Origin of the sequence: Streptomyces genisteinicus (assembly GCF_014489615.1) — a bacterium.
Taxonomy (GTDB): Bacteria; Actinomycetota; Actinomycetes; order Streptomycetales; family Streptomycetaceae; genus Streptomyces; species Streptomyces genisteinicus.
Map to the genome: position 1 here is coordinate 3,984,799 of NZ_CP060825.1, position 15,675 is coordinate 4,000,473.

13 protein-coding genes are annotated in these 15,675 nt (G+C 74.3%); 12 read left to right on the top strand and 1 reads right to left on the bottom strand.

Translation table 11 applies throughout. The annotated features are described in order from the left end of the window. Positions 1–57: 57 nt before the first annotated feature. The 9 genes from IAG43_RS17315 to IAG43_RS17355 all read left to right on the top strand — a co-directional run bounded on the left by IAG43_RS17315 (position 58) and on the right by IAG43_RS17355 (position 10,560). The gene (locus tag IAG43_RS17315) at positions 58–1,041 is read left to right on the top strand and encodes an alpha/beta hydrolase (RefSeq protein ID WP_187741631.1); all 984 of its coding nucleotides are present in this window, start codon (positions 58–60) and stop codon (positions 1,039–1,041) included. A gap of 8 nt (positions 1,042–1,049) precedes the next feature. Beyond that, on the top strand, positions 1,050–1,583 hold the full coding sequence (locus tag IAG43_RS17320; protein WP_246574402.1) for a hypothetical protein: 534 nt from the start codon (positions 1,050–1,052) through the stop codon (positions 1,581–1,583). Between the two features lie 154 nt (positions 1,584–1,737). Further along, complete coding sequence (locus IAG43_RS17325; RefSeq protein ID WP_187741633.1) at positions 1,738–3,315, top strand: DHA2 family efflux MFS transporter permease subunit; 1,578 nt, start codon at positions 1,738–1,740, stop codon at positions 3,313–3,315. Positions 3,316–3,738: 423 nt separating this feature from the next. Continuing rightward, positions 3,739–4,260 (top strand): toxin-antitoxin system HicB family antitoxin, encoded by a 522-nt coding sequence (locus IAG43_RS17330; protein ID WP_187741634.1) that lies wholly within the window; start codon positions 3,739–3,741, stop codon positions 4,258–4,260. Between the two features lie 88 nt (positions 4,261–4,348). Continuing rightward, positions 4,349–5,194 carry a DUF4097 family beta strand repeat-containing protein gene (locus tag IAG43_RS17335; protein ID WP_187741635.1) on the top strand — a complete coding sequence of 282 codons (846 nt, stop codon included), beginning with the start codon at positions 4,349–4,351 and terminating at the stop codon, positions 5,192–5,194. A gap of 111 nt (positions 5,195–5,305) precedes the next feature. Further along, positions 5,306–6,361 (top strand): ATP-binding cassette domain-containing protein, encoded by a 1,056-nt coding sequence (locus IAG43_RS17340; protein WP_187741636.1) that lies wholly within the window; start codon positions 5,306–5,308, stop codon positions 6,359–6,361. Continuing rightward, positions 6,358–7,143: an ABC transporter permease gene (locus IAG43_RS17345; RefSeq protein ID WP_187741637.1), complete on the top strand. Its 786-nt coding sequence runs from the start codon at positions 6,358–6,360 to the stop codon at positions 7,141–7,143. The genes IAG43_RS17340 and IAG43_RS17345 overlap by 4 nt, the downstream gene beginning before the upstream one ends. A gap of 113 nt (positions 7,144–7,256) precedes the next feature. Continuing rightward, complete coding sequence (locus tag IAG43_RS17350; protein WP_187741638.1) at positions 7,257–8,930, top strand: PucR family transcriptional regulator; 1,674 nt, start codon at positions 7,257–7,259, stop codon at positions 8,928–8,930. A gap of 175 nt (positions 8,931–9,105) precedes the next feature. Beyond that, positions 9,106–10,560 carry an MFS transporter gene (locus IAG43_RS17355; protein ID WP_343075631.1) on the top strand — a complete coding sequence of 485 codons (1,455 nt, stop codon included), beginning with the start codon at positions 9,106–9,108 and terminating at the stop codon, positions 10,558–10,560. Between the two features lie 89 nt (positions 10,561–10,649). Here IAG43_RS17355 and IAG43_RS17360 read toward each other — a convergent pair whose 3' ends face one another. Beyond that, complete coding sequence (locus tag IAG43_RS17360) at positions 10,650–13,211, bottom strand: polysaccharide lyase family 8 super-sandwich domain-containing protein (protein ID WP_187741639.1); 2,562 nt, start codon at positions 13,209–13,211, stop codon at positions 10,650–10,652. A 294-nt stretch (positions 13,212–13,505) separates the two neighbouring features. Between IAG43_RS17360 and IAG43_RS17365 the strand changes: the two genes are divergently transcribed. The 3 genes from IAG43_RS17365 to IAG43_RS17375 all read left to right on the top strand — a co-directional run bounded on the left by IAG43_RS17365 (position 13,506) and on the right by IAG43_RS17375 (position 15,534). Next, on the top strand, positions 13,506–13,730 hold the full coding sequence (locus IAG43_RS17365) for a hypothetical protein (RefSeq protein WP_187741640.1): 225 nt from the start codon (positions 13,506–13,508) through the stop codon (positions 13,728–13,730). Between the two features lie 257 nt (positions 13,731–13,987). Next, positions 13,988–14,797 (top strand): AfsR/SARP family transcriptional regulator, encoded by an 810-nt coding sequence (locus IAG43_RS17370; RefSeq protein ID WP_343075632.1) that lies wholly within the window; start codon positions 13,988–13,990, stop codon positions 14,795–14,797. Positions 14,798–15,024: 227 nt separating this feature from the next. Next, entirely contained in the window at positions 15,025–15,534 is a 510-nt protein-coding gene (locus IAG43_RS17375; RefSeq protein WP_187741642.1) for a SigE family RNA polymerase sigma factor, read from the top strand. Positions 15,535–15,675 lie beyond the last annotated feature (141 nt).

Below are 15,675 nucleotides of genomic sequence, written 5' to 3' on the forward strand. Positions count from 1 at the left end.
GCCGCTGTGCATAATGAGGCCCGGCGGGGCCGGACCGTCAACGGGGAGGGAACACACATGGACCGAACTCGGAGCGACTTAGCGGCCGGTGGCGGCGGGACGCCGGAGCCGGCGCCCGCCCGGCGCCGGCCCGGCCCGGCGGCCAGGGCGCTCGCCGTGCTGGCCGTGCCGGTGGTGCCGCTGTACGCCACGGTGCTGTCGTACCTCGTCTACCACCCGCCGCGGCGTCCGCACCACCGCAGTCCCGAGGAGTTCGGCCTCCCCAGCAGCGAGGTGTGGGTGCCGCTGGACGACAAGCCCGCCGGCAAGGGGCGGAGCCTGCACGTCTGGCTCTGCCCCGGCAGCACCGACCGGGTCGTGGTGATCGGCCACGGCATCGGTCTGAGCAAGTCGGCGAGCCTGGCCCAGGCCGGGTTCCTGCACGAGGCCGGCTACACGGTCGCCCTCTTCGACCACCGCAACCACGGCCGCAGTGCCACGGACCGGGCCTTCTGGGGCCTGAGCGCCCGGCACACGGACGACGTCGCCGCGGTCGTCGGGTATCTCCGCCGCGAGGCCGGGTACGCCGGCGCGAGGATCGCCGTCTTCGGCTTCTCGTTCTCCACGTTCCCGTCCCTGTACCTGCTGCGGCGGCCGGAGTGCGGGGTGGACGCGATCGTCTGCGACAGCGGGCCCGCCCTCGAACTGCCGCCCCTGTTCCGCAACTTCATCCTGGTGAAGGGCATCCCGGTACCGGCTCCGCTGCGCACCGAGCCGTCGCTGGGCGTGCTGAGCCGGGTGTTCGGGGCGGTCGGCACGGCGATGCTCCAGGCCGAGTGGCCGCCGCCCGCCGAGGGGGCGTACCTGCGCACCCCCGTGCTGATGCTGGCCGGGGACGGCGACAGCGTGATCCCGCTGGACGGCGTGCGGGCCCTCGCCGGGCTCTACCCCGGGGCGGAGGTGCGGGTGCTGCCGGACACCGAGCACCTGCAGGGCATGAAGACGGCGCCGGACGAGTACCGCGCGGCCGTACTGGACTTCCTCAAGCGGACGCTGGGGTGACGGGCGCGGTGACCGGACCGAGGGTCTGGGGGGCCCGCCCCGGCGAGCTGACGGAGGAGTACCCGTGCGACGCCCTGCTGCCGGGGCCGTCCGAGGAGTGGTTCCGGGCGGTGACCGTGCGCGCCGACCGCGGCACCGTCTTCCGCTGGCTGTGCCAGTTGAAGGTCGCGCCCTACAGCTACGACAGCCTGGACAACTTCGGCCGGCGCAGCCCCCGGACACTGACCCCGGGCGCGGACGTGCTGGAGCACGGCCAGCGGGTCATGACGATCTTCGGGCTGACCGGCTTCGAGCGGGACCGGCATCTGACGATGCTGCTCGACAGAGGGTGGGCCCGCCGCGCCTTCGGCGATTTCGCCATCAGCTACACGGTGCGTGACGACGGGCCCGGCGTCACCCGTCTCGTCGTCAAGATGAGAGTGGCGCGGCGCGCCGGTCTCCTCGGAGCGGTGCACATCCGCGCCATGGCCTGGGGCGATCTGCTGATGATGCGGCGCCAGCTGCACGTCCTCGGCCGCCTCGCGGAGCGGACTGGCAGGTAACTGCCAGTGATCCGGCGTTCGTTGACCGTCGCTCGACGGCCCCGGGACGATTGATCGCACGCGGTGACGGCCGCGGCGGGCCGTGCGCCGGGAGCGAGGACGACCGAGCCCGGCGGGCCGGCCCGTGAAGGCCAAGCGGAGGGGTCGAATTCACGTGGTCCAGCAGCTCGCCGGGCAGCGGCCGGAAGAGGAAGCGGCATCCCCTGCCGGGAGGAGCGGCCTGCGCAGGTGGCTGGCGCTCGTGGTCCTCGTCCTCGCCCAGTTCGCGGTCTGGCTCGACAACACCATTCTGAACGTCGCCCTCAACACCCTGGCCTCGCCGGACGAGGGCCTCGCGGCCACCACCAACCAGCTCCAGTGGAGCATCAGCTCCTACACCCTGATCTTCGCGGTGATGCTCTTCACCGGCGGTGTGCTGGGCGACCGCTTCGGCCACCGCAGGGTGCTCCTCACCGGACTGGTGGTCTTCGGGGCCGCCTCCTTCTGGGCCGGCATGTCGTCCGGCGCACCGGAGCTGATCACCGCCCGCGGCGCGATGGGGATCGGCAGCGCCCTGATCATGCCGGCCACCCTGTCACTGATCTCGGTGGTCTTCGACCGGCGCGAGCGCGCGATGGCCATCGCGATCTGGTCCGGGTGCAGCGGCCTCGCCATCGCCGCCGGCCCGCTGGTCGGCGGAGCGCTCCTGGAGCGCTTCTGGTGGGGCTCGGTCTTCCTGGTGAACGTGCCGATCGTGGTCGTCGCCCTGGCCGGCGCGGTGATCCTGCTGCCCGCGGCCCGGACCACGGTCAGGACGGCGCTCGACCCGCTGGGGGTGCTCCTGTCGACGGTCGGCCTCGGGGCCGTCGTCTACGGCATCATTGAGGGCGGCCACCGCAACGACTGGACCGACGCGGCCGTGCTGGGATCGCTCGTCGGCGGCGTGCTGGTGCTCGCGCTCTTCATCCGGGTCGAACTCCGCGTCGACAGCCCGAGTTTCGACCTGCGGCTCTTCCGCGTCAGCGAGTTCACCGGGGCGAGCGTCTCGGTGATGCTCACCTTCTTCAGCCTCAGCGGCTCGATGTTCTCCACCTCGTTCTACCTCCAGGGCGTGCGCGGCCAGACCCCGTTCGAGGCGGGTCTGAACCTGCTCCCCGTGGCCGTCGGCGTGCTGCTCGGCGCGCCGGTGTCGGCCCGGCTGGTGCGCGGGCTGGGGGTCGGGCCGGTCGTCTCGCTCTCCATGCTGACGGCCGCGATCACCTTCCTGGCGTATGTGCGGCTCGACCTGGACACCGCGATGGTGTGGTTCTGGCTGCTGATGGTGGTCCAGGGCCTCGCCATGGGCGCCGCGGTCGCCCCCACCACGGAGGCGATCATGGCGGTGCTGCCGCAGGAGCGCACCGGCGCGGGGTCGGCGGTCAACAACTCCATGCGCCAGATCGGCGGTGTGCTCGGCGTCGCCGTTCTCGGATCGCTGCTGACCAGTGCCTACGGCTCCGACGTGGAGCCGAGCCTGGCGGGCCTGCCCGGACCGGCCGCCGAGGCGGCCCGCCACTCCGCCGAGGCCACCCGCCAGGTGGCCGCCGAGGCGCAGCTGCCGCAGCTGGTGGACGCGGCGAACGAGAGCTTCCTGTACGCCATGCATCTGACCTCGGTGGTCGGCGCGGGCGTCGCGGCGCTCGGGGCCGTCGTCGTCCTGCTCACCTTCCGCCGCCGGGCCGGCAAGGCGGCCGCGCAGGGCTCCGGGGCCTGACCCGGCCGGCCGCGCGGCTGCGCGGCCGGCACCTTCCGAACGGTCCCCGGGGCGGGACGGCGTCACGCCGTCCCGCCCCGGGGGCCTGGCATGCGGGCCGGGCGCGCCGCACGGTGCGTGGTGCGTGGTGCCGTACGGGCACCCGGTGGCGCCGTGTGGTGCCACGTGGTGTCGTGCGGCGCCATCCGGTGCCCACGCGGTGCCATGCGGTGCCATGCGGTGCCATGCGGTGCCATGCGGTGCCATGCGGTGCCATGTGGTGCCACTCGGCGGCCTGCTGGTGGGAGAGGGGGTGGCGGCGCCAACCTGGCGCCGTCTGCTCCGACGGTGTTTCCGCAGGTGGAGACGGTGGGGTGATGCGCGTTGCCTGGCGTGGCGCCAACAGGGTTGCGCGTGGTGCCATTCTGGTGCCATGATGACGTCATGGACCTCACCCCCTATGTCGACACCCTCCGCCGCGAACTCGCGGTGGCCGCCGAGGCCGGCGGCGAGGAGGCCCGCGAGCTGGCCGACAGGCTCACCGCTCCACTGGAGTCGGCGACGCGTCTGACCATGCTCAACGTGCTCTCCGCCGCCATGGACGAGATCACCCGCGAGCTCGCTCCCGGATCGGTCGACGTGCGCCTGCGGGGGCTCGACCCCGACTTCGTCGTGACCCCGCCGCCCGTCGAGGGCCCCGCCGCCCCGGTGGAGCCGGCCCCCGCCGCGGAGCCGGTGAGGACCGGGGCGCCGGCGGACGGGGACGAGGGCGCCACCGCCCGCGTCAATCTGCGGCTGCCCGCCCACCTGAAGGCCCGGGCCGAGGAGGCCGCGAGCCGTGAGGGTCTCTCGGTCAACGCCTGGCTGGTGCGTGCCGTGTCGGCCGCGGTCGACGGCGGCGCCCGCCCGCCCGCCCCGGAGCGGACCCGGTCCGTCGGGCAGGGCTTCACCGGCTGGGTGCGCTGACCGCGCCCACGTCACCACCGCACAGTTCCACCCACCATCACGTCCCACCAGCGGGGACGAACCGACGAGCCATGAGGACGGGACAGCCATGCCTTCTTTCGACACCCCCGCACCGATCTCGGTCACCGCGCACGTGGAGGCCGGCTCCATCGGCTTCGCCGCGGGCGACCGCCTCGACACGGTCGTCGAGGTCCGGCCCCGCGACCCGAAGAAGGACCAGGACGTGCGGGCCGCGGAACAGACCGAGGTCACCTGCGCGGGCGGCGTCCTGACGGTCCGGACCCCCAAGCAGCGCTACCTCGTCGGGCGCACCGGCACGGTCGACGTGTCGGTCGAGCTGCCCGCGGGGTCGGACGTCGCCGTGACCGGGGCCTGGGCGCAGGTGCTCGGTGAGGGGCGGCTCGGCGAGGTCAGGGTGAAGACCTCGTCCGGCGACGTCCGGCTCGACGCGACCGGCCCGCTCCATCTGACCGCCTCGCACGGGTCGATCGCCGTCGACCGGGTCGAGGGCACGGCCGAGATCACCACCAGCTCGGGCAGTCTGCGCGTCGGCATGCTCGACGGGCCCGCTGTCCTGAAGAACTCGCACGGCACGACGACCGTCGGCGTCGCCACCGGTGACCTGCGGGTGCGCGGGTCCAACGGTGACATCGACATCGCGCGGGCCGAGGCGTCGGTCAACGCCACCACCGCCCACGGCGCCCTGAGGGTCGCCGAGGTGTCGGGCGGGACGGTGCAGCTGGAGACCGCCTTCGGCGCCATCGACATCGGCGTCCGCGAGGGCGTCGCCGCCTGGCTGGACGTCAGCTCCGGGCGCGGTCAGGTGCGCAACTCCCTCACCGCCTCAAAGACTCCCGGGGAGGCCGAGGACACCGTGCAGGTCCGCGCCCGGACCCGCTTCGGCAACATCGACGTCCGCCGCGCCCGGGTCTGACCGCCCGGGCCGCCACCGGCCGCCGTATCCGGCGCGGGCCGGGCCCGATCCGGCCGGCCCGCCCCGTCACCCGCTCGTCCCCGCCGCTCCATCCTCGAAAGGGAGGACCCCATGCCCAGTTCTGTCATGTCCACATCCAATGAGGCTCCGCCGCCGCTCGCCGTCGAGGCGATCGGGTTGCGCAAGGCGTACGGGGAGAAGGTGGTGCTGGACGGGGTGGATCTGCGGGTGCCGGCGGGGTCGGTGTTCGCGTTGCTGGGTCCGAACGGGGCGGGGAAGACGACGGCGGTGAAGATCCTGTCGACGCTGGTGGGTGCGGACGCGGGGTCGGTGCGGGTCGGGGGGCGCGATGTGGCGTCCGCTGCGCAGGCGGTGCGGGCGGGGATCGGGGTCACCGGGCAGTTCTCGGCGGTGGACGGTCTGATCACGGGGTGGGAGAACATGCTCCTGATGGCGGATCTTCAGCATCTGCCGCGTGCGCAGGGCCGGCGGGTGGCGGGGGAGCTGCTGGAGCGGTTCGGTCTGACGGAGGCGGCGGGCCGGCCGGCCGCTTCGTACTCGGGGGGTATGAAGCGGCGGCTGGACATCGCGATGACGCTGGTCGGGGATCCGCGGATCATCTTCCTGGACGAGCCGACGACGGGGCTGGACCCGCGCTCGCGGCACACGATGTGGAAGATCGTGCGGGAACTCGTCGCGGGTGGGGTGACGGTGTTCCTGACCACCCAGTACCTGGAGGAGGCGGACCAGCTCGCGGACCGGATCGCGGTGCTGCACGACGGGCGGATCGCCGCCCAGGGCACCGCGGAGGAACTCAAGCGCCTGGTGCCCGGCGGGCACGTGCGGCTGCGGTTCACCGACCCGGGCGCCTACCGGTCCGCGGCCGCCGCGCTCACCGCCGGCGGCGCGGCCGCCGACGACGAAGCCCTCACCCTCCAGATCCCCAGCGACGGCACCCAGCGCGAACTGCGCTCCCTGCTCGACCGGCTCGACTCCGCGGGTGTCGAGGCCGACGAGCTCACCGTCCACACCCCCGACCTCGACGACGTCTTCTTCGCCCTCACCGCCCACCCCACCAGCACCAGCACCAGCAGCACCAGCAGCAGCACCACCACCGGCACTGTGCCCGCGCAGACCGGCCCGACCAGCGAGGAGACCGTCCGATGAGCACCCTGTCCCTGGCCGTACGCGACTCGTCCACCATGCTGCGCCGCAACCTGCTGCACGCGCGCCGCTACCCGTCGCTCACACTGAACCTACTGCTGACACCGGTGATGCTGCTCCTGCTGTTCGTCTACGTCTTCGGTGACGCGATGAGCGCCGGTCTGGCGGGCGGCGGGGGTCGGGCGGCCTACATCGCCTACATCGTGCCGGGCATCGTGATGATGACGATCGGCTCGACCGTGGTGGGGACCGCGGTCTCGGTGGCCAATGACATGAACGAGGGCGTCATCGCCCGTTTCCGGACCATGGCCATCCACCGCGGATCGGTCCTCTTCGGCCACGTCGCGGGCAGTGTCATGCAGTCGGTCGCCAGCGTGCTGCTGGTCGGCGCGGTCGGCGTCGCGATCGGGTTCCGGCCCGACGCGACCCCCCTGGAATGGCTGGCCGCCCTCGGCCTGCTGGCCCTGGTCGCCCTCGCCTTCACCTGGATCGCCGTCGGCATGGGCCTGGTCAGCCCCAACGTCGAAGCCGCCAGCAACAACGCCCTCCCCATGGTCGTCCTCCCCCTCATCTCCAGCGCCTTCGTCCCCCTCGACTCCATGCCCGGCTGGTTCCGCCCCATCGCCGAGTACCAGCCCTTCACCCCCGCCATCGAAACCCTCCGCGGCCTGCTCCTGGGCACCGAGATCGGCAACAGCGGCTGGATCGCCGTCGCCTGGTGCCTCGGCCTCACCCTCCTCGGCAACCGCTGGGCCACCGCCCGCTACAACCGCGACCCGAAGTAGCCGCGGAGCCCCGCACGACGCGCGTCCCCGCCCGCCACCGCCGGGCCGGGGGCGCACGTCGTGCGGTCCCGGCCGCACAGCGGCCCCACAGCCCGGTTGCCTACGCTGCTCGGGTGAACGACACAGCGGACGGCTTCGGTCCCCCCGGCACCCCCGCCGCCTCGGCGGCACGACTGGCGGATCTGCTCGGGGCGGACGCCGTCCGGGCCGGCGACGACGCGGACGCGGCCGTCCGCGAAGTGATCATCGCCGAGCCCGGGGACGCGATCGTGCCCGCACCCGGTCTGCTGGTGCTGGCCGTGGGGGCGCGCGGGCCGGAGGCCGGGGAGGCCGTGCGGGCGGCCGGCCGGGCCGGCGCCGCGGCCGTCGCCGTGCGCGCCGGGGCGGACGGGGCGGTGCCCCGGCAGGCGCGGGAGGCCGCCGAGGAGACCGGGGTCGTGGTGCTCGGCATACCGGCGGGCCTGCGCTGGGACCAGGTGGAGGCCGAGGTGCGCGGGGTGCTGGAGGCGCCGACGCGCGCGGTCGCGGCCGACCGGCGGGGCGACCTCTTCTCGCTCGCGCAGACGGTGGCGACGCTGACCTGCGGTGTCGTCAGCATCGAGGACAGCGCGCACCGGGTCGTCGCCTACGCGGGGCCCGTCGACGAGGCCGACGAGGTGCGGATGCGTTCCGTCCTCGGGCGCAGCTGCCCCGAGTCGTACCTGGCGCTGCTGCGGCAGTGGGGCGTCTACCGCCGGGTGCGGGGCGGCGACGAGGTGGTGGAGGTCGAGGAGCGGCCGGACATGGGGACCAGGCGGCGGCTGGTGACCGGGATCAACGCCGGGGCGCGGCTGCTCGGCACGATCTGGGTGCAGGAGGGCGCCCGTCCGCTCGCCGAACGGTCCGGTGAGACGCTGCGCGGCGCGGCGCGGCTGGCCGCCTCCCAGCTGGTCGACCACTACTACCAGGGGGACTCCGCCGCACGGGTCCCGTCGCGCGCCGACCTCGCGCACGGCCTGCTCACCGGACGCTTCAACTCGGCCGCGCTCGCCGCCCACCTGGGCATCGAGGCGTCCGCGGAGGCGGCCGTGGTGGCGATCGACCTGCGCGAGGCGCCCGGCGCCGGGGATGCCGCCTGGGAGGACGCGCGACGGGCGGAGGCGGCGGGGATCGTGTCCGTGCACGCCGCCGCCTACCGGAGGAACGCGCTGGTCACCCTCGCCTGCGGGCAGATCTACGCGATGCTCCCGGACCCGCGGGGCCGGGCGGCGGACGAGACGGCGCTGGTGCGCTGGGCGGGTGACGTCGTGGGCGCGCTGCGGCGCCACACCGGCACCCCGGTCCAGGCGGTCGTCGCCGGAACGGCGGGACGTCTGGACGAGATCCCGGCCGTCAAGCTGCGCGGCTACCACGGCCTGGAGGTACTGGCCCGCACCCCGGGGCGGGCCGTGGAGACCCACGGGCGGCTCACGGCGTCGCTGATGCTGCGGGGCGTCCTCGAAGCACTGGGGGAACGGCCGGAGATCAGGCACCCCGCGGTGGAGGCGCTGGTCGCCCACGACCTGGAGCACGGCACCGAGGTCGCCCGCTCGCTGCTGCTGTACCTCGACGCGTTCGGCGACGTAGGGCCGGTGGCCAAGGAGCTCAACGTCCACCCCAACACCCTGCGCTACCGCGTCCGCAAGGCCGTCGCCCTGACGGGGCTCGACCTGGACGACCCCGAGCACCGGCTGGCCGCCACGCTCCAGCTGCGGCTGTCGCTGGGCGGCGGTCCGGCGCGGCCGGCGCCTCCCTTTCCCACGGGCTGAGACACCGGGACCCCGGCTGTCCGGGCCGACAGGGCGGGGGCGCGAGGACTGTTCCGGCGGACAACGGGCGGGGGAGGCCCGCCGGTTTACGTTCACACCCCGTTCGCACACGGCTGCCGTCTCCGGCCGCCGTCCCGGCGGCGTCCCTCTCCCCAGCTTCCCCCCGGAGCAGCCCATGAGCAGCACCCCCGTGCCGCGCGACGCAGCAGACCAGGCACCCGCCCCCGACAGCCCGGGCGTCTCCCCGGCCGTCCCCCAGGCCGGGGAGACACCCGGCGGGCCGCCCGGCGCATCGGCCGCCGAACCGTTCGCGGAGGCCGCCGGTGCCGCCGCCGACGCGTCCGCCGCCTCCGGCGAGACCCCCGGCGGCATGCGCCGGGTGGCGACCGCCAGCTTCGTCGGCACGGCCATCGAGTTCTACGACTACTACATCTACGGAACCGCCGCGGCGCTCGTCCTCAACGAGGCGTTCTTCCCCGAGCTGTCGAAGACCGCGGGCACCCTCGCCACCCTCTCCACCTTCGCGGTCGGCTTCGCCGCCCGGCCGCTGGGCGCCGCGATCTTCGGGCACTTCGGCGACCGGGTCGGCCGCAAGGCCGTGCTGGTGACCTCGCTGCTGATGATGGGCCTCTCCACGGCCTGCATCGGCCTGCTTCCCGGCTACGACACGCTCGGCGTCGCCGCGCCGGTCCTGCTGGTGGTGCTCCGGCTGATCCAGGGACTCGGCCTCGGCGGCGAGTGGGGCGGCGCAGCGCTGCTCGCCGTCGAGCACGCCCCGAAGAAGAAGCGCGGACTGTACGCGGCGGCCCCGCAGATGGGATCGCCCGCCGGCTACTTCGCCGCCACCTGCACCTTCCTGCTGATGTCGTCGGTGCTGAGCGACGAGGCGTTCACCAGCTGGGGCTGGCGCATACCGTTCCTGCTCTCGTTCGTGCTGGTGGCCGTCGGGCTGGTCATCCGGCTCAGGATCGCCGAGACGCCCGCGTTCGCCAAGGTGGTGGAGAAGCAGGAGACGGCGAAGGCGCCGCTGGTCGAGGCGTTCCGGCTGCACCCCCGGGAGATGCTGCTCGGCGCCGGGATGATCACCGTGGTGTACGTGATGTTCTACACCGCGGCCACCTACTGCATGACGTACACGACCGGCACCCTCGGCATCCCGAAGAACGACATGCTGGCGCTCACCCTGGTGGCGGTCGTGGTGCTGGGGCTGTCGACGTTCTTCGTCGCGCGGTGGTCGGACCGCGTCGGGAGGCGCAAGCTGATCATCGCCGGCGCCGCGTTCGGCGTCGTGTGGGGAGCGGTGCTGTTCCCGCTGCTGGACACCGGGAACTACGTGCTGATCGCGGTCGCGCTGAGCGGCGCCCTGCTCTGCATGGGCATCATCTACGGCCCGGCCGGCGCGTACATGCCCGAGCTGTTCAGCACCCGGGTGCGCTACTCGGGCGCCGGTGTCTCGTACAACCTCGGCGGGGTGCTCGGCGGGGCCGCGGCGCCGCTCGTCGTGACGGCGCTCGCGGAGAACTACAGCCCGGCGGTGGGCGGTTGGTTCATGAGCTCGATGGCCCTGCTGTCGCTGCTGTGCGTGCTGGCACTGCCGGAGACCGGCGACCGGGACCTCGACCGGGTCTGACGCCGGGCGCCGCGCCCCGGCCCGGCGGGTGCCGTCACGCCGGGCCGGCGTCCGCGGCGACCTGGGCACCGGCCTCCGCCGGGCCCAGGTCACGGGCGCAGCGTCGCTCCGAGGCTCCGGCCGTAGAGGTGACGGGTCGTCACCTCGACGCGGGTGCCGCCCGGTACGGGCACGGCCCGGACGCCCGGGTCCATGTGGACGGGGCGCAGCCGGCGGCCGTGGAGCGTGAGAGTCACGGTGTCGCGCCCCGTCGTCGGGTCGCTGACGGCGAGTGAGGTCGCGCCGTCCGGGGTCCTGCGCACGAGGACGGAGGCCGGGCCGTCGACCGCCAGCCCGGCGGTGCGGTGGACCCCGGGGGTGAAGGTGTTCACGGCGACCAGGGACAGCCGGGCGTGGCGGACGGCCTGCATCCGGGTGGTGTTGGCCAGGACGGTCAGCGGGCCGCCGGCGTAGGAACGCAGCCTGCGGGCCGTGGCGTGCGGCACCAGCGCGTACGCGAAGGAGACCGGGGGCGCGCCGGCCGCGCGGTCGACGCCGAGGGTGAAGACCTGCTTGGTCACCGGGGTGTCCGGGTTGGTGAGCCGGACGGTCCGGCGGCTGCGGGTGACGGTGGCGAGGCCCACGGTGGCCGGCGGCCCGGACAGCAGGGCGTAGCCGACGGCGGTGCCCTCGACGGGGTCGGCGCAGCGCAGCCACGCCAGCGGGGCGGTGCCGGTGCCCTGCCAGGGGGTGCCGCCGCGCAGTTCGCCGGTCAGCTCCACCGCCGTGTCCGCGTCCGCGATCCGGGTGTCGAGGGTGCTGGTCACCGCCCGCCCCGCCGGATCGCCCACGCCGGCGGCGAGCACGACGACCTCGTCGTCGAGCAGGAACCACGACTTCGTGCCGCGGGCGCCGCGGTGCGTCACGAAGTCCTCCGGGAGCAGCCCCGCCCGGTCGGCCGCGTGGGCCGCGTCGTCGCCGATGACCATCGAGGCCGTGCCGTAGGCGCCGAGCCGGGCCCCGCCGGAGTGGGCGTTGGTGCCGCGCGGGAAGTAGACGTAGTCGTTCTGCGCCTGCGACGAGGCCGTGAAGCCGCGCTCCGGGTTGTCGTACCAGAGCGTGCCGTACAGCTCGGGGACGGTGCGGCGCCGTTCCACGGGCGCGGTGACGCCCGCGAGCCGCAGCGGGTCGACGACGGTCAGGTGGTCGATGCCGTACGCGCGGGTCTGGTCCTGTCCCGACAGGTAGAGGTGGTGGGCGCCGTCGCCCTGGAACCAGGGGGCGAGGTTCTCGCCGCTCATGTACTCGTACTTGCTGACCCGTACGGAGCTGCGGGACAGCGCGAACGACCAGCCCGGCCGGCGGTGGACGGTCCGGTCCATGGCGTTGAACGCCGCGTGGTGGGCGGCCGGGGTGAGGTCCTTCGCGGGGACGGCGGAGGCGAGGAGGTCGGCATGGCGGGCGACGCTCACCGGCGAGACGAAGGCCGCCGGGTCGGGCGGTGCCGGCGAGGTGGCCCGTACGTGCTTGACCCAGCCGGTCAGGGCGTCGGCGTCGCCCCGCGGCACATGGGCGGTCAGGTCGACGGCCGCCTCCACGACGGCCGCGGCGTCCGCGTAGCCGGTGCCGGTCCGGGACACCCCGCGGCCCTTCACCGCCTCCATCATCCAGCCCTCGTGGATCAGCGGGGCGAACCCGTCGGTGACCCAGCGGAGAACCGTGGCCGCAAGATCGCCGCCGCCGCCGGAGAACCCCGTGCCGTCGAGGATCTTCACCGTCTGCACGACACGGGTGAGGAGCCCCTTGCCGTACGAGCCGGTGTAGGCGACGGAGGCGTGCTGGACGAACGAGCCGTCCGCGTAGAAGCCGTCGGTCACCCCGTGCCGCAGGTGGTACGGGTCGATCGTGGCGAACACCGTCAGCTGGTCGGCGACGGCCTTGGCGACACGGGCGTCGTCGCCGAGCACGGCGCCCTGGAGGATGCGGTTCGTGGTGATGTCGGCGAGGTTGGCCCCGGTGTGGAAGCGCGAGTCGAGGTCGACGTCGCCGTCCTTGCCGTTGCGCAGATAGGCGTCCATCGACGCGGTGTAGGCGGCGGTCAGGGCCGGGCGGTGGGCGGCGATCTCGTCGCGCAGCAGGACCAGGCACTTGCTGACGTGCGTGGAGATGCCGATCTCCCAGGTGAACCAGTTGCCGTAGTAGCCGGTGGACTGGTCGCCGTAGTACGTGTCGTGGAGCCGGGCGAGGGCGTCGACGACCCGCTCGGCGACCGCCCGGTCGCCGCGCACCCGGGACGGGGCGGGGCCGGGGGCGCGGACCGCGAGGGCGATCTCGTACAGGTACTGGAAGGTCCTCGCGAGGTCGGGGTCGCTGGTGCCCAGCGGCATGCCCCGGAAGACCTCACCCGCTCCCGCTCCGTCCATCGCGGCGAGCCGCGCCAGCGCGGTCGCCTCGACGGCGGCCAGTTTGGCGGCGACCTCGGGGCGGCCGTTGGACTCCTCGGTGCCGGCGAAGACGGCGAGGGTGTTGGCCAGCAGCAGGGCCCGGTCACCGGCCCCGCCGGCGGCCCGGGCACCGTCCGGCAGGGACGCGGCCCCCGCCCGGGGGCCCGTCGCGGCCACCACGCCGGCCGCGGGCAGGAGGGACAGCAGGGCGCGACGTGAGAAGTGCACCGGACGCTCCAGGGGTCGGCGGGTCGGTGAGGGGCCGGCGGAGGCGGCGGGGTCGGCGGCTCACGGCCGGAAAGCGCTTGCGGCGCATCCAAGCAACGGGGGACCGCGGTGTCAACGGTGACGGACCGGCCGCGGGCGCGGCGGACGAGGCGCTCGCGCGGTGCACCGGACGTGGAGCGGCGCAGTGGACCGGGCGTGGCGGTGGCGGGGCGGGCGGGGCGGTGGCGCGGCGGACCGGACGTGGAGCGCGCACCGGGCTTGGCAGCGGCGCGGCGGCCGGAGCACGCTGGACGCATGGCCGGCAACCCGCCGATCGTCGTGCACCGGATCTCGCCCACGGGCGGCCGACGCGTCACCGTGCGCGGCCGGATCATGGGACTCGCCCGCTCCGACGACGAGGTGCGGGAGCTGATCAGGCGTGCGGGGGAGACCGGAACGGTCTCCCTGGAGGACCCGACCGCGGTGGAGTGGACCGGTGGGCGGCCGCACCAGTACGAGCCGCTGGAACTGCTGCCCTGAGCGCGCGGGGCCGGGCCGGCGGGCCCTCCCGGGGCCCGTCCGAAGGGGACGAGGGCCCCGGCACCGGAAGGTGACCGGGGCGCTCTCGTCCGCGGAACCGGCTGGCGGTGGCGACACTCCCCCGAGTGTGGCGTACCACGCCGAGCACCAGCGGGCCGGATCCGACGACGTCATACAAACAGCGGCCGCCAACAGATCGCTAACATATGGCCAACGCTCATGACGAGGGAGGTCGAGGCACGGAAGGGGGAGACACGATGCGGTTCGGTCTTCTCGGTGTGCCCGCCCTGCTCGACGCGGACGGCCTCCCGCACCACCTCGGCAGCGCCAAGATCCGGATGCTGCTGGTCACCCTGCTGCTGCGGGCCAACAAGGTCGTGCCCGTCCACGAGCTGAAGGCCGCCCTGTGGGGCGACGAGCCGCCCGCCTCCGCGCACGCCTCCCTGCACAACCATGTGACCCGGTTGCGCAGACTCCTCGCCGAGGAGCACCGGCTGCGGGCCGTCGCCCCCGGATACGTGCTGCGCGTGGCCCCCGGGGAGCTCGACAGCGACGTCTTCGAGACCTGCGTGGCCCGCGCGCACGGCTGCTTCGTCCGCGGCGAGTGGGCCGCCGTCGTCGCGACCGCCCGCGAGGGCCTCGGCCTCTGGCGGGGAACGCCCCTGGACGGCGTCTTCGGCCCCGACGAAGGACGGCCCGCACTCGTCCAGAAGCTCTCCGAGGCGCGGCTGCAACTGCTCCAGTGGCGCTACGACGCCGAGCTCGAACTGGGCCGGCACGACGGGCTGGCGCCGGAACTCGCCGCGCTGGTGGCGGAGTTCCCGCTGCGTGAGGCGTTCCACCGCCAGCTGATGCTGGTGCTGCACCGCGCGGGCCGGCAGGCAGAGGCGCTCGACGTGTACCGGGCGCTGCGCCGCACCCTCGTCGAGGAACTCGGCGTCGATCCCGGTGCCGGGGTCCGCGAGGCGCACGCCGAGGTGCTGCGCGATCCCCCCGGCGGCCGGGCGACGGCGTCCGTCCGCCCGGCGCCGCCCCTGGCGGACCACAGGTTCGCCGACGGGGCGTGAGCGAGGCGCCCTTGCTCGCGACGACCCCCGGGCGGCGGGGTGCGCCCGGCACGTCCGCCTTCCCTCGCGACAGCCCCCGGGGCGCCGCGGAAGCGGTGTGAAACATTTCCGCCGCCCCACCGCGTCAAGTCGGTGGAGGCGGATGCGCGGGCAGGACCCCGCGCCCCGCCGGAGGCGGTGCCGGCGGGCGCCGCCGCAACGGCCACGGGGGAAGGGGCGACGCGGGCATGAGAGCGTCCAGAGCCGAGCAGTACCGGGAGTTCGCGGCCACGCGAGCCACCCATCTCTACCGTTCGGCATGCCTGCTGACCGGAGGTGACACCCATCTCGCAGAGGACCTGGTGCAGGAGACCCTGGGCCGGATGTACCTCGTCTGGGGCCGGATCTCCCGCATAGACAACCCGGCGGGCTACGCCCAGACCGTGCTCGTCCGCGCCTTCCTCACCCACCGCCGCCGCCGTTCCGCGTCGGAGCGGCCGGTGGGCGACCTCCCGGACTCGGCGCCGCCCCCGGGCGACGATCCCGACCTCCGCCTGGCACTCCTCGGAGCCCTCGGGGCGCTGCCGCCGAAGGACCGCGCGGTGGTGGTGCTGAGGTACTGGGAGGACCGCAGTGTCGAGGAGACCGCAGACGCCATGCACGTCAGCCCGGCCGCCGTGCGCACCAGGACGGTACGCGCGCTGGCCAGGCTCCGCGAGCAACTGGGCGGCAGCCTGGTGGAGTTCGCCACCCGCTGACCGGGCCGCCTGCCACCCGGACACGGGGACACCCGGACACCCGGACACCCGGCGACCGCACCACCACCACCGCCGAGCGGCACCCGACCACAGCACCGGACCACCCGCACCGACCACAGCACCGGACCACCGCACCCGGCC